General features: G+C 57.2%; 20 protein-coding genes. 15 read left to right on the top strand and 5 right to left on the bottom strand.

What is annotated here, in order from left to right:
• Window positions 1-6 precede the first annotated feature (6 nt).
• The 6 genes from NIM72_RS00100 (at window position 7) to NIM72_RS00075 (ending at window position 4,625) form a co-directional block, all read left to right on the top strand.
• On the top strand, window positions 7-810 hold the full coding sequence (locus NIM72_RS00100) for a MetQ/NlpA family ABC transporter substrate-binding protein (protein ID WP_033785173.1): 804 nt from the start codon (window positions 7-9) through the stop codon (window positions 808-810).
• Complete coding sequence (locus tag NIM72_RS00095; RefSeq protein WP_161735445.1) at window positions 803-1,591, top strand: methionine ABC transporter ATP-binding protein; 789 nt, start codon at window positions 803-805, stop codon at window positions 1,589-1,591. The genes NIM72_RS00100 and NIM72_RS00095 overlap by 8 nt, the downstream gene beginning before the upstream one ends.
• On the top strand, window positions 1,579-2,247 hold the full coding sequence (locus NIM72_RS00090; protein WP_013196174.1) for a methionine ABC transporter permease: 669 nt from the start codon (window positions 1,579-1,581) through the stop codon (window positions 2,245-2,247). The genes NIM72_RS00095 and NIM72_RS00090 overlap by 13 nt, the downstream gene beginning before the upstream one ends.
• Window positions 2,248-2,256: 9 nt before the next feature.
• On the top strand, window positions 2,257-3,327 hold the full coding sequence (locus tag NIM72_RS00085; protein WP_161735449.1) for an iron-containing alcohol dehydrogenase family protein: 1,071 nt from the start codon (window positions 2,257-2,259) through the stop codon (window positions 3,325-3,327).
• Between the two features lie 97 nt (window positions 3,328-3,424).
• Window positions 3,425-4,042: an NAD(P)H-dependent oxidoreductase gene (locus NIM72_RS00080; RefSeq protein WP_161735451.1), complete on the top strand. Its 618-nt coding sequence runs from the start codon at window positions 3,425-3,427 to the stop codon at window positions 4,040-4,042.
• The gene (locus NIM72_RS00075) at window positions 4,017-4,625 is read left to right on the top strand and encodes a TetR/AcrR family transcriptional regulator (RefSeq protein WP_161735452.1); all 609 of its coding nucleotides are present in this window, start codon (window positions 4,017-4,019) and stop codon (window positions 4,623-4,625) included. The genes NIM72_RS00080 and NIM72_RS00075 overlap by 26 nt, the downstream gene beginning before the upstream one ends.
• Before the next feature lie 85 nt (window positions 4,626-4,710).
• Here NIM72_RS00075 and malG read toward each other — a convergent pair whose 3' ends face one another.
• From malG to malE, 3 genes are read right to left on the bottom strand one after another with little or no spacing between them, the layout of a single operon-like run.
• The gene (gene malG, locus NIM72_RS00070) at window positions 4,711-5,601 is read right to left on the bottom strand and encodes a maltose ABC transporter permease MalG (protein ID WP_013196178.1); all 891 of its coding nucleotides are present in this window, start codon (window positions 5,599-5,601) and stop codon (window positions 4,711-4,713) included.
• A 32-nt stretch (window positions 5,602-5,633) separates the two neighbouring features.
• Window positions 5,634-7,160: a maltose ABC transporter permease MalF gene (gene malF, locus NIM72_RS00065; RefSeq protein WP_253417720.1), complete on the bottom strand. Its 1,527-nt coding sequence runs from the start codon at window positions 7,158-7,160 to the stop codon at window positions 5,634-5,636.
• A gap of 58 nt (window positions 7,161-7,218) precedes the next feature.
• The gene (malE, locus tag NIM72_RS00060) at window positions 7,219-8,409 is read right to left on the bottom strand and encodes a maltose/maltodextrin ABC transporter substrate-binding protein MalE (protein ID WP_253417718.1); all 1,191 of its coding nucleotides are present in this window, start codon (window positions 8,407-8,409) and stop codon (window positions 7,219-7,221) included.
• 362 nt (window positions 8,410-8,771) lie between these two features.
• Between malE and malK the strand changes: the two genes are divergently transcribed.
• From malK to NIM72_RS00030, 6 genes are all read left to right on the top strand, one after another.
• Window positions 8,772-9,881, top strand: a complete 1,110-nt coding sequence (gene malK / locus NIM72_RS00055; protein ID WP_150015485.1) for a maltose/maltodextrin ABC transporter ATP-binding protein MalK — start codon at window positions 8,772-8,774, stop codon at window positions 9,879-9,881.
• Between the two features lie 43 nt (window positions 9,882-9,924).
• Window positions 9,925-11,226 carry a maltoporin gene (locus NIM72_RS00050; protein ID WP_161735458.1) on the top strand — a complete coding sequence of 434 codons (1,302 nt, stop codon included), beginning with the start codon at window positions 9,925-9,927 and terminating at the stop codon, window positions 11,224-11,226.
• 98 nt (window positions 11,227-11,324) lie between these two features.
• Window positions 11,325-12,257 carry a maltose operon protein MalM gene (malM, locus tag NIM72_RS00045; protein ID WP_222925811.1) on the top strand — a complete coding sequence of 311 codons (933 nt, stop codon included), beginning with the start codon at window positions 11,325-11,327 and terminating at the stop codon, window positions 12,255-12,257.
• Between the two features lie 189 nt (window positions 12,258-12,446).
• The gene (locus NIM72_RS00040; RefSeq protein ID WP_222925810.1) at window positions 12,447-12,662 is read left to right on the top strand and encodes a type II toxin-antitoxin system Phd/YefM family antitoxin; all 216 of its coding nucleotides are present in this window, start codon (window positions 12,447-12,449) and stop codon (window positions 12,660-12,662) included.
• Window positions 12,663-12,761: 99 nt separating this feature from the next.
• A complete protein-coding gene (locus NIM72_RS00035) occupies window positions 12,762-13,106 on the top strand; it encodes a type II toxin-antitoxin system PrlF family antitoxin (protein WP_161736173.1) in 345 nt (114 codons plus the stop codon).
• A gap of 6 nt (window positions 13,107-13,112) precedes the next feature.
• The gene (locus NIM72_RS00030; RefSeq protein WP_161736172.1) at window positions 13,113-13,583 is read left to right on the top strand and encodes a type II toxin-antitoxin system YhaV family toxin; all 471 of its coding nucleotides are present in this window, start codon (window positions 13,113-13,115) and stop codon (window positions 13,581-13,583) included.
• 187 nt (window positions 13,584-13,770) lie between these two features.
• On the opposite strand, the gene malQ is transcribed toward NIM72_RS00030, so the two are convergent.
• Both malQ and malP read right to left on the bottom strand, forming a co-directional pair.
• Complete coding sequence (gene malQ, locus NIM72_RS00025) at window positions 13,771-15,837, bottom strand: 4-alpha-glucanotransferase (RefSeq protein ID WP_253417710.1); 2,067 nt, start codon at window positions 15,835-15,837, stop codon at window positions 13,771-13,773.
• 8 nt (window positions 15,838-15,845) lie between these two features.
• The gene (malP, locus tag NIM72_RS00020; protein ID WP_253417708.1) at window positions 15,846-18,248 is read right to left on the bottom strand and encodes a maltodextrin phosphorylase; all 2,403 of its coding nucleotides are present in this window, start codon (window positions 18,246-18,248) and stop codon (window positions 15,846-15,848) included.
• A gap of 282 nt (window positions 18,249-18,530) precedes the next feature.
• On the opposite strand from malP, the gene malT reads away from it, so the two are divergent.
• The 3 genes from malT to NIM72_RS00005 form a co-directional block, all read left to right on the top strand.
• Window positions 18,531-21,233 (top strand): HTH-type transcriptional regulator MalT, encoded by a 2,703-nt coding sequence (gene malT / locus NIM72_RS00015; RefSeq protein ID WP_161736169.1) that lies wholly within the window; start codon window positions 18,531-18,533, stop codon window positions 21,231-21,233.
• Window positions 21,234-21,593: 360 nt separating this feature from the next.
• Complete coding sequence (locus NIM72_RS00010) at window positions 21,594-22,154, top strand: YfiR family protein (protein ID WP_253417706.1); 561 nt, start codon at window positions 21,594-21,596, stop codon at window positions 22,152-22,154.
• 1 nt (window position 22,155) lies between these two features.
• The coding region (locus tag NIM72_RS00005) for a CHASE sensor domain-containing protein (protein ID WP_305884799.1) at window positions 22,156-22,525 on the top strand (370 nt) is incomplete at its 3' end.

The raw sequence follows: 22,525 nt of genomic DNA, 5'->3' as shown, positions 1-22,525 counted from the left end.
ATGATGATGATTAAAAAGCGCTTTCTGGTTCTGGCTGGTCTTTCATTGCTGATTGCTCAAAGTTTACAGGCGGCACCGCTGCGCGTGGCGGCCGATCCGCTGCCGCATGCGGAAATCCTTGAGTATGTCAAAACGCTGGATCCGAAACTGGATATCAAAATTGTTGAGCTGAGCGGGGGCGTGAATGCCAATGAACTGCTGGCATCCGGGGATGTCGATGCCAACTACTTCCAGCATCTGCCTTATTTAAAAGATCAGGAGAAAGCGCTGGGAAAAACCTTTGCTGTGGTCGCCAGTGTGCATATTGAGCCGCTGGGGATCTACTCGCGTAAGGTGAAATCGCTGGCAGCGTTGCCAGAGGGCGCAAGCATTGCCGTGCCGAACAACACCACCAACCTGAGCCGCGCACTCTGGCTGTTGCAGGACAAAGGGGTGATTAAACTTAACGCGCAGGGCGAGGCGGGTTCGACGCTGGTGACGCCGAAAGATATCAGTGAAAACCCGAAGAAAATTAAAATTGTTGAGATCGAATCACCGCAGCTGCCACGGTCACTGGATGACGTTGATGCCGCCATTATCAACGGCAACTATGCCCTGGAAGCGGGTCTGAATCCGGCAAAAGATGCGCTGGGGCTGGAGTCCGCGGCGCATAACCCTTACGCCAACCTGCTGGTGACCACGCCTGAACTGGCGAAAGATCCGCGAGTGATTCAGCTGGCGAAAGATCTGCGCTCGCCGCAGGTGGCAGAGTTCATCCGTAAAACCTATCAGGGCTCTGTGATTCCGGTTGCGGACCAGCAGCATGATTAAGCTCAGTCATCTCAGCAAACACTACGCTGGCGCACCTGCGCCAGCGTTAGACGATATCTCTCTGACCATCGAAGAGGGCACCATCTTTGGTATCCTGGGCCGGAGCGGGGCGGGCAAAAGTACGCTGCTGCGCTGCCTGAACCGGCTGGAGAGTCCTTCCAGCGGGCGGATTGAGATAGATGGTCAGGATCTCGCCACATTGAGCCTGGCGCAGCTGCGTCAGCAGCGCCAGCAGATGGGGATGATCTTCCAGCACTTCAATCTGCTGCATTCCCGTAACGTGCAGGACAATGTCGATCTGGCGCTGGAGATTGCGGGTGTGCCTAAGGCGGCGCGCCGCCAGCGGGTCACCTCGCTGCTGAAACTGGTGGGGCTGGAGTCCTTTGCGGCCGCCTGGCCGTCGCAGCTCTCAGGTGGACAGAAACAGCGCGTCGGCATTGCCCGCGCGCTGGCCGCCCGACCGCGTTATCTGCTGTGCGATGAGGCGACCAGCGCGCTGGACCCCGAAACCACCACCTCGATTCTCGATCTGCTGGCCGATATTCAGCAGCAGCTCAATATCACAGTTGTGTTGATTACCCATGAAATGGCGGTAGTAAAGCGTATCTGTGACGGTGCGGCGCTGCTGGAGAATGGCCAGCTGGTCGAGAGCGGAACGCTGAGCCAGATTATGGGACGCGAAGAGGGACGCCTGCGCAAAATGCTGCTGAAGGATGGCGAAGCGGACCGGGCGTTTATTGAAAAATATCAGCGAGAGGCATTAACCCGATGCGTAGCATGAGTAGCGATCGGTTTCAGGAACTGCTGTTGAACGCCACAGGCGAAACGTTATATATGGTGCTGCTGGCGGCACTCTTTACGGTTGCGATAGGTTTACCGGTGGGCGTGCTGCTGTTCCTGACCCGTCCCCAGGGCATTCTGCCTAACCGCGCGATTTCACTACTGCTCAATGCGCTGGTCAATACTGGGCGCGCGCTGCCGTTTGTGGTGCTGCTGATCGCACTGATCCCTTTTACCCGCCTGCTGGTCGGCACCACGCTCGGCAGTACCGCCGCGATTGTCCCGATTACGCTGGGCGCCTTTCCCTTTTTTGCCCGCATCGTGGAGAACGCGCTGGATGAGGTCGATCGCGGCCGCATTGAGGCGGTAGTCTCAATGGGCGGCACGTTGTGGCATATCGTCAGCCGCGTATTGCTGCCGGAAGCACTCCCTGCGCTGGTGGCGGGCATTACCCTGACTATTGTGATGCTGATTGGCTTCTCGGCGATGGCGGGTGTGGTCGGCGGCGGCGGACTAGGCGATCTGGCGATTCGCTACGGCTATCAGCGCTTCGATAACCAGATCATGGCGGCCACCATTGTGGTGCTGCTGGCGCTGGTGATGCTGATTCAGAAACTCGGTGACCGCCTGGTGCGTTCGCTGGCTTATCGGCGTTAAGGGGCAGCGATGTTTCGTGTAATGTCGCCAAAAGGCTATCTGCAACGGCCAGGACTCCGGTCTGAAGTGGGTGAGATTATCCGGCCGCTGACCTCGCATATACATATCCTCACCTCGCCGCACGCCTGGCAGGCGGTGAATCCGGCACTGACCATCAGCCTGGAACAGGCAGGCATTCGCTGGCAGCTCGACATGCTGACCGGTGAATGCACCGATGCGGCGATAGCTTCACTGCAACAGCGGGTGCAGACGCACGGAGCCACCCTGATTCTGGCCGTCGGGGGCGGGCGGGTGCTGGACTGTGCCAAAGCGGTCAATGATGCCCTGCCGGATGTGCGGCTGGTCAACTTCGCTACGCTGGCTGCCACCTGCGCAGCCTGGTCTCCGCTGGCAATTATTTATAACAAGCAGGGCGGGCATCTTCGCAGTCAGCCACTTAACGCCATGCCGGAATGGATTCTGGTGGACAGTGAAGTGATTGCCCATAGCGACGTCCGCTACCTGCGATCCGGTATTGTGGACGCGCTGGCGAAATGGTTTGAGTTTGAACCTTATCAGCGACAGACGCCGCACCGGATGGCGCTGGATCTTAAAGTCGCCGCCGCCTGGCAGGCGGTGACGGTGCTGAGACAGTGGGGTGAAACGGCGGTGGCCGATAACCTAGCGCAACAGGTCACCCCGGCGCTGGAGAAGGTGATTGAAGCCAATATTGTACTGGCAGGGCTGGCGAACAGTATTCAGGACGCAATGGCGACGCCCGGCTTTGCCCATGTTATCCACGACCGTCTGACGCACCAGCCAGAACTGCATCACTGGCTGCACGGCGAAAAGGTCGGTTTCAGCCTGCTGATCCAGTCCTGGATTGAACAGCAGGGCAAACAGGTCGAGCCGGAACTGCTGTCGCTGCTGCGCCGTTTCCACTCGCCCCTGACGCTACCTGCGGCTATCGACGCCGACACCGTGCATCAAATCGCGCAGCAAATCCACTTTCCCGCCGCCAGCCTGGCGCATCTTCCCTTTACGTTTGACCCTCATCAACTGGAGAAGGCTCTGCTGGCGACGGCCGCGTTTAAACCGTAAATGCGGTGAGTCAGAAGAACAGACGTTGCCGCTTGATAACCTACCAATAGTAACTTACCTTTAGTAGCTTAATGGCTAATCAGGTAAGGTGACAACGATGCATGCACTCATAGTGACTTCCCATCCTAATCAGGATGCGCATTCCCACCACGTGGCGGACCAGCTGGCGCAGGGCATAATCTCGACAGGGCACCACACGGTTGAAAAGGCCGATCTGGCGGCAGAAGGGTTTGATCCACGCTTCACGCTCGATGATCATCGACGTTTCAACGGTCAGGCTATGGCATCGCCCGAAGTGCTGGCGGAACAGCAGCGACTGGACCGCGCCGATGCGCTGGTACTGGTCTATCCGATTTACTGGTGGTCATTCCCGGCACAGCTCAAAGGCTGGATCGACCGGGTGTTTATCCAGGACTGGGCCTTCAGCGAACAGGATGGCCGGGTAATTAAACGCCTTGGCCATCTGCCTGTGCATCTGCTGGCCATTGGCGCGGCGGACACCCGAACCTTTGTGCGGCGCGGCTATTTCACCAGCATGCGTAATCAGATTGAAAACGGCATCTTTGACTACTGCGGTGCGCCGGTGGTGACCAGTGAGCTGTTACTGATCGGCGATGAAGGTTATCCTGAGTCGCACTATCAGCTGGCGCAGGCTCTGGGCCAGCGTCTGTTCGCCCATCAGGAAAAACATGACCGTAGAAAAAACACCCCGTAAGCGTCTGTCACGTGAGGCCCGACGCAGGCAGTTGTCAGACGTCGCGTGGCAGATAATGCAGACGGAAGGCAGCGAGGCGCTGACGCTGGCGCGGGTCGGCGACGCGGCAGGCGTCAGTAAACCGGTGGTGTATGACCATTTCACTACCCGTCATGGGCTGCTGGCGGCGTTGTATGACGATTTTGATCGCCGCCAGAGCGAGCGGATGAATGCGGCGATGGATGCCGCGCCGATGCAATTACCAGAAAAAGCGGACGTGCTCGCGGCCTGTTATGTCGATTGTGTGATGACGGAGGGGCGCGAAATACCCGAACTGCTGTCCGCGCTCAGTACCTCACCGGAACTGGCCGCCGTCAAACGCCACTATCAGCTCGATTTTATTGCCCGCTGTCAGCGCTGGCTTGCGCCTTTTGCTGGCAGCAGCGGTATTGCGGAAGCCGGCATGTGGGGGCTGCTGGGGGGCGCGGATGCCATCGCAGGCGCGGTGGCACGCGGCGATATCAGCAAGCCTGAAGGTCAGCAGGCGATAGCGGCTATGGTGATGGCGCTAGTGGCGGGCAGTCTGGCGTCAGAAGCGGATTAGGATAAAAAAGGCGGCCCGCAGGCCGCCGAATCATTCAACCACAACAGGCGTTGTGTAAGCAGTGGCAACGTACAATGATGATCGTCTAGCCTTTCACCCCGCCCGCGGTTAAACCGCTCACCAGCCAGCGCTGTGCCAGCAGGAAAACCAGGGTGATCGGAATCGCGGAGAGCACCGCCGCCGCGGCAAAATCCCCCCACAGGTAGTTCTGCGGATTGAGGTATTGCTGCATCCCCACCGCCAGGGTGTAGCTGTTGACGTCGCGCAGCAGCAATGAGGCGACCGGCACTTCAGTCACCGCAGCGATAAATGCCAGAATAAACACCACCGCCAGAATCGGCACCGACAGCGGCAGCAGCACCAGCCGGAACGCTTGCCACGGCGTTGCGCCATCCAGCGCGGCGGCCTCTTCCAGTGACCCATCGATGGTTTCGAAATAGCCCTTAATCGTCCAGACATGCAGCGCAATGCCGCCCAGATAGGCGAAGATCACTCCACCGTGGGTATTCAGCCCGATAAAGGGCAGATACTGGCCGAGACGATCAAACAGCGCATAGAGCGCTACCAGCGACAGCACCGCCGGGAACATCTGGAAAATCAGCATCCCTTTCAGCAGGCTGGCGCGACCGGTAAAGCGCATACGGGCAAACGCATAGGCGCAGGTGGTGGAGAGCGCCACGATGCCCAGCGCGCTGATTGCCGCAATCTTGATCGAATTCCATAACCACAGCAGCACCGGGAAGGGCGGCGGTGTAACCCGTCCGTCGGCATGTTCAACGCTAAAGCCCAGCGCCAGCCGCCAGTGCTCCCAGGAAATCTGCTCCGGGATCAGGCTGCCGGTGGCAAAGTTACCGGCTCGCAGGGAAATCGCGATCACCATCAGCAGCGGAAACAGAATCGCGGCAATAAATAACAGCAGCAGCAGATGCGTGGTCAGCAGACGCAGCCGTTGCGATTTGGGTTGTACCATAGCCATAACAACTCCTTAGCGCCTGGTCCATCAGGCTATTAATCGAATTTCATCCGCGAGGCTTTAAGGTTAATCACCGCCAGCGCACCCACCAGCAGGAAGATCAGCGTGGCAATGGCGGCCGCCAGACCAAAGTCCTGCCCGCCACCGCCTTCAAAGGCGATACGCCAGGTGTAGTTCACCAGCAGGTCGGTATAACCGGCTGGTGTGGTAGTGCCCAGGCGATCCGGCCCGCCGTTGGTCAGCAGCTGCACCAGCACAAAGTTATTAAAGTTAAAGGCAAAGCTGGCAATCATCAGCGGCATCAGCGGTTTCAGCAGCAGCGGCAGCGTAATCAGGAAGAAGTTCTGTAGCGGGCCGGCACCGTCCATCGCCGAGGCTTCATAGAGGTCGTCAGGAATGGCTTTCAGCAGCCCCATGCAGAGGATCATCATGTAGGGATAGCCGAGCCAGGTGTTGACGATAATCAGCATGGTGCGTGCCAGCGTCGGATCGCTGAACCAGGCGGGTTTTACACCAAACAGCGCGCTCAGCATCACGTTGATCTCGCCAAAGCTCTGGTTAAACAGCCCCTTGAAAATCAGGATCGAGATAAAGGCCGGCACGGCATAGGGAAGAATCAGCATCACCCGATAGACCGCTTTGCCGCGCAGCGCTTCCCACTGCACCAGACAGGCCAGCACCATGCCCACAGCCACGGCCAGCACCACTGTGATCAGCGAGAAGAGCAGCGTCCAGCCAAATATCGCCAGGAACGGCTTCTGAATCCCTTCATCGGTAAAGACCCGTACGAAGTTTTTCCAGCCGGTATTCACGGTAAAGCCGGGACTCAGGGTTTCGTTGCCCCAGTTATCGTCTGCGTTGATGGCCTGATAAAAACCGGTCTGCGGATTGGCGCGGTAATGCGTGCCGCTCTGCTGATTAATCAGCTCATCCTGCGCGCCAACCCGATAAAGCGGCTGGGTACCAGAGTACTGACGCAGCGAACTCATCCGCAGCTGACGGCCATCCGGCAGCTCGGCGCGGATCTGGCTCAGCGCCTGACGGTGGGTGGTGATCACCCTGAAGGTGGCACGTTCGGCTGCAGGGAGTGCCGCGGGAGCCATTTTCAGCGTCTGATCTGCGCCAAATGCAAAGGGAGGGGAGACAAAATTATCTTTGCCATCGTTCAGCACCAGCTGCCAGCGATCACCCGCCGGGAAGAGTGAAAAATTCACCGCCTCACCCGACTGGAACGTGCGGCCCAGCAGCACCTGCTGCGCCCGCTCAAAGGTAAGCTGGTTACTGCTGCTGTAGTTGGTAAAAGCGATGGCGATAGTGCAGGCGAGGGGGAACAACACAAACAGCGCCATTCCGGCGACACCAGGATAGACATAGCGCCACGCATAGGCGCGACGGTTGGCAAAAATCCACAGTCCGGTCGCGCTGAGGATGAGCGTCAGCAGCGCAAAAAGATATTCGCCCTGCGCGTACATCAGCACCAGCAGATAGCCGACCAGCAGACAGCAGAGCGCGATGAGAACGCTTTTCAGCAGCAGACTGCGCGTTTTCGGTTTTCCTGACATGATGCGGTTTTCCTTAACGATCACTCAAGCCGGGTTGCCCCGGCTGCAAAAGGGAGAATTACTTCTTCAGACGGGCCTGGGCATCTTTTAGTGCGGCGTCAACGCTCTGACGACCGCCCAGCGCATTCAGGGTCGCTGTGCGCATCGCGTACCAGAAGGCCGCCATCTGCGGGATGTTCGGCATGATGTCGCCCTGTTTAGCGTTGCTCATGGTGGCGGCGATACGCGGATCTTTCTCCAGCGTCTGCTGATAAGATTTCAGCGCCACGGCACCCAGCGGCTTGTCTTTGTTGACCGTTTCCAGTCCGGAATCGGTCAGCAGATAGTTCTCCAGGAATTCCTTCGCCAGTTCCTTGTTTGGACTGGCGGCATTGATCCCGGCGCTCAGCACGCCGACAAAGGCTTTAGACGGTTTTCCCTTCAAGGCAGGCAATTCTGTGACGCCATAGTCGATGCCGCTCTTATCCAGATTGCCCCATGCCCACGGACCATTGATGGTCATGGCAGTCTCACCTTTGTTGAAGGCGGCTTCGGCAATGGAGTAATCGGTATCCGCATTCAGCGTTTTGGTTTTGACCTGATCGACCAGGAACTGCATGCCCGCTTTCGCCCCGGCGTTATCGACGCCGACATCCTTCACATCATAGTGCCCATCGCTCAGCTTAAAGGCGTAAGCTCCGCCAGCGGCCAGCAACGGCCAGGTGAAGTAAGGCTCCTGCAGGTTAAACATCATGGCACTTTTGCCTTTGGCGCGCAGTTGCTTGTCGAGCGCGGCCATCTCTTCCCAGGTTTTTGGCGGAGTTGGCAGCAGCTTTTTGTTGTAGATCAGTGACAGCGACTCCACTGAAATCGGATAGCCGATCAGCTTGCCGTCAAAGCGCACCGCGTCCCAGGTGAAAGGGAAGATTTTTTCGCGGAAGCTGGCATCCGGTGTCACCTCAGCCAGCAGGCCCGACTGCGCGTAGCCGCCAAAACGGTCATGCGCCCAGAAGATAATGTCCGGGCCATCGCCGGTCGCCGCGACCTGCGGATACTTCTCTTCCATTTTGTCAGGATGTTCGACCGTGACTTTGATACCGGTCTCCTGCTCAAATTTCTTACCCACTTCGGCAAGGCCGTTATACCCCTTGTCACCGTTGATCCAGATGACCAGTTTACCTTCCTCGATTTTTGCCATCGCGCTTGCTGAAAAGAGCACAGCAGAGAGGGCAGAAAGGGCCAGAATTCGTGCTCCGGTTTTCATCGTCATAAATCCATCCTGTTAGCGGAAGTGGTGAATGCTCTGTCGGCATCATTGTGCGGATCCACACCGGCATCTCATCCTCCTGCGCTCTACGCCCCTGGCGTAATCGCTGTGATCGCACAGGCAAAAAGCGCCTTAAGCGCGTGCTGAAGCGGTAAAAAATCCTGCAGGTCTGCGTCAGCGATCACAAAAAAGCGCAGCAGCGCGCGGCCTGCCGAGTCAGCCCGCATTTCTCCTCCTCCCGCCTCCTCCCCCATCAGATTGCGTCGCGGCGGAGGATGTTACTCCCTGTTTCCTCTCGCATAGTGAGCCCCGGAACCCGTCTGCCGCCCGGCAGACACGAATGTGCAGCTAAGAGGGAAGGGATCATGGCGAGCGTTGTGCTACGCAATGTCACAAAAGCCTGGGGCGATACGGTGGTGTCGAAAGATATTGATCTCACTATTCGTGAAGGGGAATTTGTTGTTTTCGTCGGCCCGTCGGGCTGTGGCAAATCGACGCTGCTGCGCATGATTGCCGGACTGGAAACCATCACCAGCGGCGAACTGTTGATCGGCGACCGGCGCATGAATGAGGTGCCGCCCGCCGAACGTGGCATCGGCATGGTGTTTCAGTCTTATGCGCTCTATCCCCACCTGTCGGTGGCGGAGAATATGTCGTTTGGCCTGAAGCTGGCCGGGGTGAAAAAAGCGGAGATCCATCAGCGCGTCAATCAGGTGGCAGAGATTCTGCAACTGGCGCACCTGCTCGATCGCCGGCCTAAAGCCCTCTCTGGCGGTCAGCGTCAGCGCGTGGCGATTGGCCGCACGCTGGTGGCGGAGCCGCGCGTCTTTCTGCTGGATGAACCGCTGTCGAACCTCGACGCGGCGCTGCGCGTCCAGATGCGCATTGAGATCTCCCGTCTGCATAAGCGCCTGAAGCGCACCATGATTTACGTCACCCACGATCAGATCGAAGCGATGACGCTGGCAGACAAGATCGTGGTGCTGGATGCCGGGCGCATTGCGCAGGTCGGCAGGCCGCTTGAGTTATATCACTATCCCGCCAACCGCTTTGTCGCCGGGTTTATTGGCTCACCCAAAATGAATTTCCTGCCGGTCAAAGTGACCGCCACCGCCATTGATCAGGTCCAGGTGCGGCTGCCGAATCAGCAGCTGGTCTGGCTGCCGGTGGACAGTGCTGGCGTCCAGGTCGGCAGCAATATGTCACTGGGTATTCGCCCGGAACATCTGCTCTCCAGCGATATCGCCGACGTCACCCTGGAAGGGGAAGTGCAGGTGGTGGAACAGCTGGGGCATGAAACACAGATTCACATCGAGATTCCCGCTATCCGTCAGAACCTGGTCTACCGCCAGGAGGACGTCGTGCTGGTAAAAGAGGGCGCCATCCTCGGTATTGGCCTGCCGCCCGAGCGTTGTCACCTGTTCCGCGAGGACGGGAGCGCGTGCCGCAGGCTGTATCAGGAGCCGGGTGTATAGCCCTGCCAAAAACAATAAAAGCAATGACCTCAGGAGATAGAAAATGTTAACTCTGCGCAAACTTCCCATTGCCGTTGCCGTCGCGGTGGGCACCCTCTCCGCCCCGACGATGGCGGTTGATTTTACCGGTTACGCCCGTTCCGGCATTGGCTGGACCGGCAGCGGTGGCGAGCAGCAATGTTTTCAGGCGACCGGCGCTCAAAGTAAGTACCGTCTGGGTAACGAGTGTGAAACCTACGCCGAACTGAAATTAGGCCAGGAAGTGTGGAAAGAGGGCGACAAAAGCTTCTATTTCGACACCAATGTGGCTTACTCCGTGGCACAGCAGAATGACTGGGAAGCGACATCCCCCGCTTTCCGCGAAGCCAACGTCAAAGGTAAAAACCTGATTGATGCGCTGCCAGGTTCAACCATCTGGGCCGGTAAGCGGTTCTATCAGCGTCACGACGTTCATATGATCGACTTCTACTACTGGGATATCTCCGGTCCGGGCGCGGGTCTGGAAGATGTCGATTTGGGCTTTGGTAAGCTCTCTTTCGCGGCAACCCGTTCGTCTGAAGCCGGCGGCTCTTATACCTTCTCCAGCGATCGTATCCGTGACTTCGCCACCAGCACTGCCAACGACGTGTTTGATGTGCGTCTGGCCGGTCTGGAAACTAACACGGATGGCGTGCTGGAACTGGGTGTCGATTACGGTCGTGCCAATGCCCGTGACGACTACCGTCTGGAGGATGGCGCGTCGAAAGATGGCTGGATGTTCACGGCTGAACATACCCAGAGCATGCTGAAGGGTTACAACAAGTTCGTGCTGCAGTACGCCACTGATGCGCTGACCTCGCAGGGCAAAGGCGTGCCGCAGGGTACCAGTCTGAATAACAATGGTGACATGTATCGTATTCTCGATCACGGCGCGATCTCGCTGGCGGAACGCTGGGACCTGATGTACGTCGCCATGTATCAGAACATCGATCTGGACAACAACCGCGGCACCGAGTGGTACACCGTGGGTGTGCGCCCGATGTACAAATGGACGCCGATTATGAGCACGTTGCTGGAACTGGGCTACGACAACGTCAAATCGCAGCAGGCTAACGAGCGCAACGGCCAGTACAAAGTGACGCTGGCGCAGCAGTGGCAGGCGGGCGACAGCATCTGGTCTCGTCCGGCACTGCGTCTGTTCGCGACCTACGCCAAATGGGATGAAAAGTGGGGTTACAACAAAGATAACTCAGGCGATCTCACCACCTTCGCCTCTGCGGACACCAGCGGCAACGGCATCCTGACTAACAGCCGTGGCAACAACGACGAAGTCACCTTCGGCGCGCAGATGGAAATCTGGTGGTAACCCTTTTCTGACAGGCGCGGCGTCGCGCCTGAGGGATCTATTTGGTCGTGGTGTGCCATTGCCTGGTTCACATCGCGACCTGTAATAAGGTACGCATAATGAAAATGAAAAAACTGGCTGCACTCTGTCTGAGTGCGGCGCTGCTGACAGGGCACACTCTGCCTGCCCTGGCCGATGTTAATCTGGTGCCACAGGATCTCTCCGCTGCACCCGTCGTGGCACCTGAATCGCTACAACGTCTGAGCTGGCAACCGCTGGCGGCCTCTCAGACCCAGACCACGACACTTTCGAACAGCGGCCAGACGCTGAACGCGCCACACATTGCCGGGTCGGTCGCGGCCTACAGTCTGCCCGCCAATATCGGCGAACTGACGCTGACGCTGAGCAGTGAAGTGGCGAACGGTCAGGTTTTCGCGCCGAACGTGCTGGTGCTGGATGAAAACCTGCGTCCCGCGGCCTGGTTCCCCAGCCGCTACTTTACCTATCAGAAGCCGGGCGTGATGGCGGCAGATCGACTGGAAGGGGTGATGAAGCTAACCCCGGCGCTGGGTCAGCAAAAAATCTACCTGCTGGTGTTCACCACCGACAGCGATCTGACGCAAACCACCACGCTGCTTGACCCGGCCAAGGCCTACGCCCAGGGCACCGGTCATGCGGTACCGGATATCCCCGATCCCGTCGCCCGCCACAGCCGGGAAGGCACGATCAAGCTGAAGATGCAGACCAGCTCCGGCTCATCCATTCTGGTCGGGCCGCTGTTTGGTTCATCCGGCCCGAGCGCGGTGACCGTCGGCAATACCGCACCTGCGGCAGCGTACAGCGCAGCACCGGCACCCGCCGCAGCGCCCGCGCCCAAAGCCCGCGCGGAACCGATCATGAGCGACACCGAGCGTTACTTTAATCAGAAGATCACCGAGGCGGTGAACAGCGGCAATATCGACAAGGCGCTGAAACTGCTGGATGAAGCCGAGCGGCTGGGTTCCACTTCTGCGCGGCAAACCTTTATCAGTAGTGTTAAAGGCAAGGGGTGAAGCTGCCCCGACAATACTGATGTTGTTCCATCTGGTGCGCTGCGGCGCACCTTTTTTTTGTTGCAGAGATCCTGATTGAATGATTTTTTTGCGTGGTTTTACGCATTGCGTAAGTCATGCTGTGGGCAATAGCGTTTGATGAATATAGGCTAACTAAGCTGTTTCAGGGATGACTTTTCTGGAGGCTAAATGCGAAGTTACACGACAACACAGGCCCGAAAATATCTTGCTGAAATCATGGATATCGTGATGGCGCGTGAGCCTGTGATTATCACCCGCCGGGGCGGCTCTGCTGCTGTGCTTATCAGTCGCGAAGAGTTTGATGTCTGGCAGGAAATAAAACAGGGTGCCAATTTTTCAGTCGATACGGAAAAGCGTAATCAGAAGCTTTTAATGAAGACTTAGTAACAAAACATTCGCTCTTATTCGCGAACAATGCATTTGCATTGCCAATGCACTTGCATTACTGTTGCGCTACCTTGTTTCTTCTAGTGAGAATCCGCAATGGGAACTCTGACTCATGCAAACATCTCTCTGCGTGCTTCATCAAAACTGACAGCCCGCAGCCAGACCACTATCCCTGCCGCAGTTCGTGATGCGATGAATCTGCAACCTGGTGAGAATATCGAATACGCTGTTCTGCCGGGCGGCAAAGTCCTTATTGCCCGTCAGGAAACGGTGACTGATGATGATCCAGTGATGGCGAGCTTTCTGAGTTTTCTTGCTGCTGACATACGCAACACGCCTGCAAATATTAAAACGCTGGATCGAGGATTATTAACTCGCATTACATCGTTGACCGAAGGTATGGACGTTGATTTGGATGCTCCACTCATGGACGATGAGTAATTAAGTATGGAAGACAGCACGGTTATAAATGGATGGCACGTTTATGTTCATCCCTGTTTTGAATCGCAGCTGATTGCGCTGACCAATGAAGTGGAGTTACTCAGGGCTAAATATCCTGAAAGTTACCAGCGAAAAGCGACGACTAAGCTTTTAGCCGCTGTGTTTAAAGTTATCAATAGTGAGATTTGCACCGATCCACATCAGGCAAAGTTTCGCCAGGGCGATACGCTGGGAGAACAAAATAAGCATTGGTTCCGTGCAAAGTTTTTGATGCAGTATCGTTTGTTCTTTAGATTCAGTGAGCAACATAAAACCATCATCCTTGCATGGATGAATGACGCTGAAACCAAACGTGCTTATGGCAGTAAGCGTGACGCCTATAAAGTATTTTCAGGAATGTTGCATAACGGCTATCCACCTGACGACTGGGCATTGCTGTTAAAGCAATCTCAGGAATGGGCGAATACAAATTCTTAAGTTGATTAAATCCTGAACAGCATCCGGTGTGTTTTTCAGATGCTCGTGCTCAGGGTGATCTTATCACTGTTGAGAGGCGCTGATTACAGTAGCAGCGTGCGAGCCGTTGCCGGCCCGCACGCTGTAATAACTGAAAATTATGTAAAACAGGCTGCGTCAGTTAAGAGTCTGCGTCGCGCGTTAACCTTCAGTCGCGCAGTAGCCGCTTACGTCGTGCCGTCAGATCACGCAGCAGCGTGTCAGTGGCAGGATCGCTGAACAACGTTTCCAGCGGTACGCTCAGTTTGCGTCGCCAGTTCGGATATTCATCGCGGGTGCCCGGTATATTGACCGGCGCCGCCATATCCAGCCAGTCCTCTGGTTGCAGTCCCAACAGGGCGCTGTGACTGTCAGCCAGATAGTGCTGCATCGCCCGGTTTAATGCCTTGCTCATGCCGGTGCGACGTGCATCGCGTCCGGCACGTTTCGGCAGGGCACCAACGCGATGCAGACTCTGCAGCAGTGCCTGCTTCGCCCGCAGCCGATCCTGATATAGCCCGGCCAGCATCACCTTGTCGGGATAGAGGCCGAGTTGTGCGCCGGTGGTCAAATCATCGCTCTGCCACCAGCCACGCAGCGTCGGAAGATCGTGAGTGGTCGCGACCGCCATTGCCTGCCGTGGCCATTCGGCGGGCGGACGAAAACCATGGGCTGACTCCTGCTCAAAATAGAGCACCTTATAGGAGTAGACCCCGCCGTCCCTCAGCTTATCGACAATCGCCTCCGGCACGGTGCCGAGATCTTCGCCAATTACCATGCAGCGGTGACGCTGACTTTCCAGCGCCAGAATCGCCAGCAGATCGTCGATGGGATAGTGCACATAGGCACCGTGCATCGCGCTATCACCGGCCGGAATCCACCACAGCCGCATCAGCGCCATCACATGGTCAATACGCAGCGCGCCGCAGTGGCGCATACTGGCGCGCAGCAGGGCGATCCACGGCTCCCAAGCGCGCTGCCGCATCACCTGCGGATCCATGGGCGGCAACCCCCAGTCCTGGCCGCGCGGACCGAGAATATCGGGTGGCGCACCGATGCTGGCCTCCATGCAGTAGAGATCGCGCTCGCTCCAGGTCTCTGCGCCACCCTGCGCAACACCCACCGCCAGATCGCGGTAAAGGCCAATCGGCATCTGCTGCTGCTGGCAGATGTCCCAGCAGTCGGCAAACTGCTTCGCGGCCAGCCACTGCAGCCAGAGCCAGAAGCGCACCTGATCCTGATGTTGTTTCAAAAATGCCTGCACAGCCGGGGTGCCGGGATTCTGCAACGCCTCCGGCCAGACTGGCCAGCCCCAGCGCCCGCTATCCTGTGCCATCTGGTCGGCGTGCAGCGCATCAAACAGCGCCTGATGCTGCAGGCTTTCGCCACCCTCCCGGATAAACACATTAAACGCCTGTACCTCTGAATCGGCGGCGTCACGCTGGGTGAACTGCGACCACGCCAGGCTCAGTGCATGAATTTTCAGCCGGGTTACCGCCGCATAATCGACCCATTCGGCCGCGCGAGCCTGCTCCAGCGCCTGCTGCGTCTCCGGCAACTGCCACCATTCCTGCGCGGTGGCGCTCTGCCGGAAGTCAGTGACCGCGCCTACATCGATGTAGAGTACATTGAGCCAGCGTCGGGACGACGGGCTGTAAGGGCTTGCGCTCTCGGGGCAGGAAGGAAAGAGCGCATGGACAGGATTAAGACCGATAAATGCGCCGCCGCGTGCGGACACCTCTGGCAGCATCCTGCGCAGATCGCCAAAGTCGCCAATGCCCCAGTTTTCCGCCGAGCGCAGGGTATAGAGCTGCACGCAGGCTCCCCACAACGACTCACCCGCCAGCAGTGCAGGGGGTTCATAACAGCGGGCCGGTGCAATAATCACCCGGCACGACCACTGCTGTGCGCCCTGCTGCAGCGTCAGCTGGTGATAGCCTTCGGGCAGCGGCGGCAGATGCAGCGGCTGGGCGGGCTGGCAGCGACCTGAGCTGATCTCACCCGCCTCGCTGGTAAGATGCCAGTGGGCATCGTCGCTCAGCTGTGGCGACAGACTCAGCAGGTCGCCGCTGTGAAAAATGACTCCTGGCGGCAGCGGCGTGCTCAGCGGATGGGGAGGCTGCATCACCGCCAGCAAACGCTGGCGGGTCAGGGTCGGGATCGCCTGCGGCTTACCGTGCGCATTGATATACTCTGCGGCGATGCCTGCCAGCGAAAAATCGTCCAAAACTTTCATCGCGTTCCTTAGCGTTTCGCTTGCCAGAAGCGCTGCTGGTAATCGCGGATCGCACGATCGGAGCTGAACATGCCACAGCGCGCGGTATTGAGGATGGTGGCACGGGTCCAGGCCTCCTGATCGCTCCACAGCAGTTCCACCTGCGCCTGCGCGTCCAGATAGGGCTGGAAGTCAGCCAGCACCAGATAAGGATCGCCGCCTTCCGGACCGAGGCTGTGCAGCATCGCGTCAAAGGCGTGGAGGTCACCCTGGCTGAAGGTGCCATCTTCCAGCGCCTGTAAAACCCGATTGAGCTGCGGATCTTTTTTGCGCCACTGCGCCGGGGCATAGCCATCGGCTTTTAACGCCTTCACCTGTTCCACGGTATGTCCGAAGATAAAAATGTTCTCGCTGCCGACCTGCTCAGCGATCTCAACGTTCGCCCCATCCAGTGTGCCGATGGTCAGCGCTCCGTTAAGCGCCAGCTTCATGTTACCGGTGCCGGAGGCCTCTTTACCGGCGGTAGAAATCTGTTCGGAGAGATCGGCGGCGGGAATCAGTCGCTCGGCAACGGAGACGTTGTAATCGGGAATAAACACCACTTTCAGGCGGTTGCCGATGCGCGGGTCCTGATTGATCACCCCGGCCACTTTATTGATGGTGTAGATAATGTTTTTCGCCAGCGCATAACCGGGCGCTGCTTTGGCACCAAACAGCACCACACGCGGCGCACGGTTTGCCTGCGGATCGGTGACCAGCGTCTGCCACAGCGCAATGATGTGCAGCAGGCTCAGATGCTGACGTTTGTACTCATGCAGGCGTTTGATCTGCACATCAAACAGCGCAGTGGGGTCGATTTCGATATCGGTACGGTTTTTGATCCAGCCGACCAGCGCCTGCTTATTCTGCTGCTTGATGGCGCGATATTCCGCGCGGAAGGCGGCGTCATCCGCAAAGGCTTCCAGTCCCTGCAGGGCATCAAGATCGTTCAGCCACGGCTTGTTGAGCGTTCGGGTGATCAGCGCACTTAGCGCCGGGTTGCACTGATTGATCCAGCGGCGCGGTGTGATGCCGTTGGTCACGTTATGGAATTTCTCCGGCCACAGCTGGTGATATTCCGGGAAGAGATCCTGCACCACCAGTTTCGAGTGCAGCGCCGCCACGCCGTTAACTGCAAAGCCGCTGGTAACGCAGAGGTTAGCCATCCGCAACTGGTTATTATGCACCAGCGCCAGTTTCGCCCATTTTGCTTCATCATCCGGCCAGCGCGCCGTGACAGCTGTTTTCAGCTGCGCGTTCAGGGTGTTGATAATCATCATATGGCGCGGCAGCAGGCTGCGCACCAGCCGGACATCCCAGCACTCCAGTGCTTCCGGCATCAGGGTATGGTTGGTATAGGCGAAGGTCTGTTGCGTAATCTGCCACGCGCGATCCCAGCTCAGCTGATGCTCATCCAGCAGCAGACGCATCAGTTCCGGGATTGCCAGCGTCGGATGGGTGTCGTTCAGCTGGATCACTTCGTAATCGGCCAGGGTTTCGATGCTGCGTCCGGCCCGATGATGACGACGCAGAATATCAGCCAGCGCGCAGGCGCACTGGAAATATTGCTGCATCAGACGCAGCTTTTTACCGTTCTGGTGATTGTCATTGGGATAGAGCACTTTGGTCAGTTTTTCTGCATCAATGCCCTGTTGCTCCGCGCGCAGAAAGTCACCGTCATTGAAGCGACTAAGATTAAACGGCTGCGCATGTTTCGCCTGCCACAAACGCAGTGGCTGACTGATGCCATTCTCAAAACCAACGACCGGCAGATCCCAGGCTTCACCAACCAGTTCAAACGCCGGCTGCCACTGCTGCTGCCCCGCAGCGGTCAACACTTTACCGCCCAGTCCAACGCTGACGTTGAGCGCAGCATTATGGTTAAACCACGGGTAGCAATCGCGTTGCCAGTCATCCGGGCCTTCAATCTGTGCGCCCTGTTCAAAGCGCTGGCGGAACAGTCCGTACTGATAGTTCAGACCATAGCCCGTCGCAGGCTGCCCCACATTCGCCATGGAATCCAGGAAGCAGGCGGCCAGACGACCGAGTCCGCCGTTGCCCAGCGCCGGATCCGTTTCGTTTTCCAGCACGTCGGTCAGTGAAATGTTCCAGGCCGACAGCGCGTCGTTAACCGCGTCATACCAGCCCAGGTTCAGCAGGTTGTTGCCGGTCAGGCGACCGATCAGAAACTCCATCGACAGGTAGTTAACATGGCGGAGATCTGTCGGGGCCGGGCGAGCGGGTTGTGCGGCCAGCATATCGGCCAGCGCACCGCTGAGTGCCTGCCACCATTGTGCGTGGGTCATCTCCTGCGCATTGCGCAGGCCAAAACGCTGCCACTGACGGGTCAGGGCAGCGTTGAACTGAGTCGGGTTGAAATCGGGCTGTGTCATGGTTGATGTCCTGTAAAAACAGAAAATGGATCAATGTGCCGACAGTCTGCCCAGGCGGAAATCATTGCTCATCCTCCTGAAAAGAATTAGGGCAGGAGGATAGGGAGGGTGGAGAGGATGAGGCTAATCCGAAATCGTCGCAGGAGTGTGATTGCGCACGCTTTTGTAAAGTTTAATTAATGGGTTTGCTTGCATTCATCTGACGAAATGCTGAACCTGTGTAAGGAATAATTACGAAGCGTAAAATAATGATGCGCTCGACAAATGGAGAAACGTGCGCCCATGTTAATACCCGCCAAACTCAGTCGCCCGGTGCGTCTTGAAGGCACCGTAATCCGCGAGAGATTGCTGCAAAAGCTCACCGCTGCCGGTAACTATCGGCTGGTGCTGGTGACCAGTCCGGCGGGCTACGGTAAAACCACACTGGTATCGCAATGGGCGGCGGGGAAAAGCGACCTGGGCTGGGTTTCTCTGGATGAGGGCGATAATCAGCCGGAACGCTTCGCCGATTACCTGATCGCGGCACTGCAACAGGCGACGCACGGCGGCTGTCCCCGCAGTGAGCTGCTGGCGCAGAAGCGGCAATATGTGAATCTCAATGCGCTGTTTTCACAGCTCTTTATCGAGCTGGTGGAGTGGCAGCAGCCGCTTTGGCTGATTGTTGATGACTACCATCTGATCACCAACCCGGTCATTCACGACGCGATGCGCTTTTTCCTGCGTCATCAGCCTGAAAATCTGACCCTGATTCTGATGTCACGTAACCTGCCGCAGCTCGGTATCGCGAACCTGCGGGTGCGTGAGCAATTGATCGAACTGGGCAGCCAGCAGCTGGCGTTCACCCATCAGGAAGCGCGCCAGTTTTTTGACTGCCGTCTGGCGGCCCCGCTTGAAAGCGAAGAGAGCAGTCGCCTCTGTGATGATGTCGCAGGCTGGGCAACGGCGCTGCAGCTGATTGTCTTGTCGGCACGCCAGGGAGCCAGTTCGGCTCAGCATTCCGCCCGACGTCTCTCGGGCATTAATGCCAGCCATCTCGCCGACTATCTGGTGGAAGAGGTGCTGGATAACGTCGATCTGCCGACCCGCCATTTTTTACTGAAAACCGCGCTGCTGCGCTCAATGAATGATGAACTGATCGCCTGCGTGACCCGTGAAGAGAACGGTCAGATGCGGCTGGAGGAGATTGAGCGACAGGGACTGTTTCTGCAGCGTATGGACGATTCCGGCTGCTGGTTCAGCTACCATCCGCTGTTCGGCAACTTCCTGCGTCAGCGCTGTCAGTGGGAACTGGCGGCGGAGCTGCCTGCGCTGCATCGAGCCGCAGCCGAGAGCTGGATGGCGCAGGGATTTCCGGGCGAGGCGATTCACCATGCGCTTGCCTCAGGCGACGCTACCATGCTGCGGGACGTGCTGCTGAAGCACGCCTGGACGCTGTTTAATCAGAGCGAGCTGCCGCTGCTGGAGAACTCTTTAAAAGCACTGCCGTGGGAGATGATGCTCGACAACCCGATGCTGGTGCTATTGCAGGCGTGGCTGATGCAGACTCAGCATCGCTTTTCAGAAGTCGACAGCCTGCTGGCGCGTTTTGAGCAGGCCAGCCACTGCGAGATAGATGCGGCACTGCGCGGTGAATTTAATGCATTGCGCGCTCAGGTGGCGATCAACGATGGCAATACCGATGAAGCGGAGCGGCTGGCGAAAGTGGCGCTCGATACTCTGCCCACCAGCCGTCACTACAGCCGCATTGTGGCAACTTCGGTGCATGGCGAGGTGATGCACTGCAAAGGCGAACTGGACGACTCACTCAAGCTGATGCGGCAGACCGAACAGATGGCGCGTCGCGATGAAATATGGCACTACGCGCTCTGGAGCCTGATTCAGCAGAGCGAAATCCTGTTTGCGCAGGGCTTTTTGCAGGCCGCCTGGGAGATCCAGAGCCGCGCCTTTGTGCTGGTGGAAGAGCAGCATCTGGCACAGTTCCCGCTGCATGAGTTTCTGCTGCGCATTCGCGCTCAGCTGCTGTGGGCCTGGGGCCGTCTGGAAGAGGCGGAACAGGCGGCGCGCGAAGGCATCAAGGTGCTGAATGGTTACCAGCCGCAGCAGCAGATTCAGTGTCTGGGATTGCTGGTGCAGTGCTCGCTGGCGCGCGGCAATATTGATAATGCCCGCAGCTATCTGAACCGGCTGGAAAACCTGCTGAACAACGGCAACTGGCACAGCGACTGGATCGCCAATGCCGATAAAGTCCGGGTGATTTACTGGCAGATGACGGGCGACAGTCAGAACGCCCGCGACTGGATGCGGCAGACACCTAAACCCGCCTTCGCCAACAACCATTTTCTGCAGGGACAGTGGCGTAACATCGCCCGCGCGCAGATTCTGCTGGGTGATGTCAGCCAGGCGGAAGTGGTGCTGGAGGAGCTGAATGAGAATGCCCGCGCCCTGCGCCTGATGAGCGACTTAAACCGTAATCTGCTGCTGCTCAATCAGATCTACTGGCAGACTGACCGCAAAGCGGAGGCGCAGCGCGTGCTGATTGAGGCGCTGAAACTGGCGCGCAGCACGGGCTTTATCAGCCATTTTGTCATTGAAGGCGAGATGATGGCGCAGCAACTGCGGCAGCTGATACAGCTTAATACCCTGAATGAGCTGGACAACCACCGCGCCCGCCGCATCCTGCTGGAGATCAACAAATATCACCGTCACAAGTTCGCCCATTTCGATGAAGGCTTTGTCAGCCGGTTGCTTAACCATCCTGACGTGCCGGAGCTGATTCGCACCAGCCCGCTGACGCAGCGCGAATGGCAGGTGCTGGGGTTAATCTATTCGGGCTACAGCAACGATCAAATTGCCGGTGAGCTGGCGGTAGCGTCAACCACGATCAAAACCCATATCCGTAATCTCTATCAGAAACTGGGCGTGTCACATCGTAGCGAAGCGATGAATCAGGTGCAGTCGCTTCTGAAAATGATGGGGTATGTTTGAGGGTATTGGTTGGACAGGTTAATTGCGGAATATCGCTGGCGATGCATTATCAGCATCACGTTATTACAGGCGTCTTTATCCAGTCTGCGCCTTGAAACGAAAAGCCTGGCGAATTGCTTTACCAAAAGAGAGACGTTATCACCCACCAGAAAAAGCCGGTGAAGTAAGGTAATTCTCCGTCGGCGTTCGCTATCAGAAGCTGTTACGACCAACGAATATTCCGTGAATGAACCTGTCTGAAAGTATAAGCAGAATGATCTATAGCTAAGAAAATTCTGTGTGCAAGCGTAACCAGCGCTATGTTAATATTTGCGCGCTTATTCAGCTCTCCTGCCGTGCGTAGTATTACCGGAACGCAGTATGACCCATAAATATCACCTGCATCATAATGTCGATGTGCTGCTTCTGCTGCGCCGCATCTGCCAGCTCGCCCTGGCGCTACTTGTTCTGCTGTTTCTTCATCCCCCTATTGCGCTGGCCGGGACAAAAGATGACAAAGCTAATCGTATCGTTAGCGGCATCATCAGTTTCACTCACTGGCAAAATTTAAACAGGCCGCCTGAATTATGTGTTTTTACTTCAGCACGCCATCTCTCTTTGCCGGAAAATAGCGCCGCTGCGGCCGCGACATTCACCGTTCTCTATCTTGCGGGTGCAGGTGATTCTGCAATGCATCGATGCGATGCCATTTATTTCGGCGATCAGACACCGCAGCAGCAGGTGGACATTATTGAGAAGCTGAAGGGAAGAGCGGTGCTTACCCTTGCAGAGAACAATGCGGAATGCACGCTGGGCGCCGCTTTTTGTCTGATTTTTCAACCGGACCATACGCATTTTTCCGTTAATCTCGATTCACTTGCCAGAAGCGGTGTCAGAGTGAATCCGGATGTGCTTTTGCTCTCCCGCGAGGGAAGTGAATGAAATGAAATTCGATAAACTAAAGCACGATAAATCATCCATCCGCAATAAACTGCGCAAAATAAGCACCATCAATTCGGCGGTGATATTACTGTTGTGCTGGCTGTTGCTCTCATCGACGTCGCTGCTTTTTATTAAAAATTATGAGAAACGAAACCTCGAATTAATCGGCTCGACGCTAAGTACCACGCTCACCGCGGCAACCGTTTTTGCCGATAGCTACGATGCACGTAATAAAATCGAACGGCTTGGCAATGAAGGCATGTACGCTTCTGCGAAGCTGGTTACACGGGATCAGCTGGTTCTGGTCCAGTGGAATGCACAGCGGGAACAGACGGGCTGGTTTTCGCGGTTGCTGCGTGAGTGGATTTATC

This window comes from Pantoea sp. B550 (assembly GCF_024158165.1).
In the GTDB taxonomy this organism is placed as follows: Bacteria; Pseudomonadota; Gammaproteobacteria; order Enterobacterales; family Enterobacteriaceae; genus Pantoea; species Pantoea alfalfae.
The sequence above is the reverse complement of the archived record's forward strand: the minus strand, read 5'-3'. Positions and strand labels throughout refer to the sequence as shown.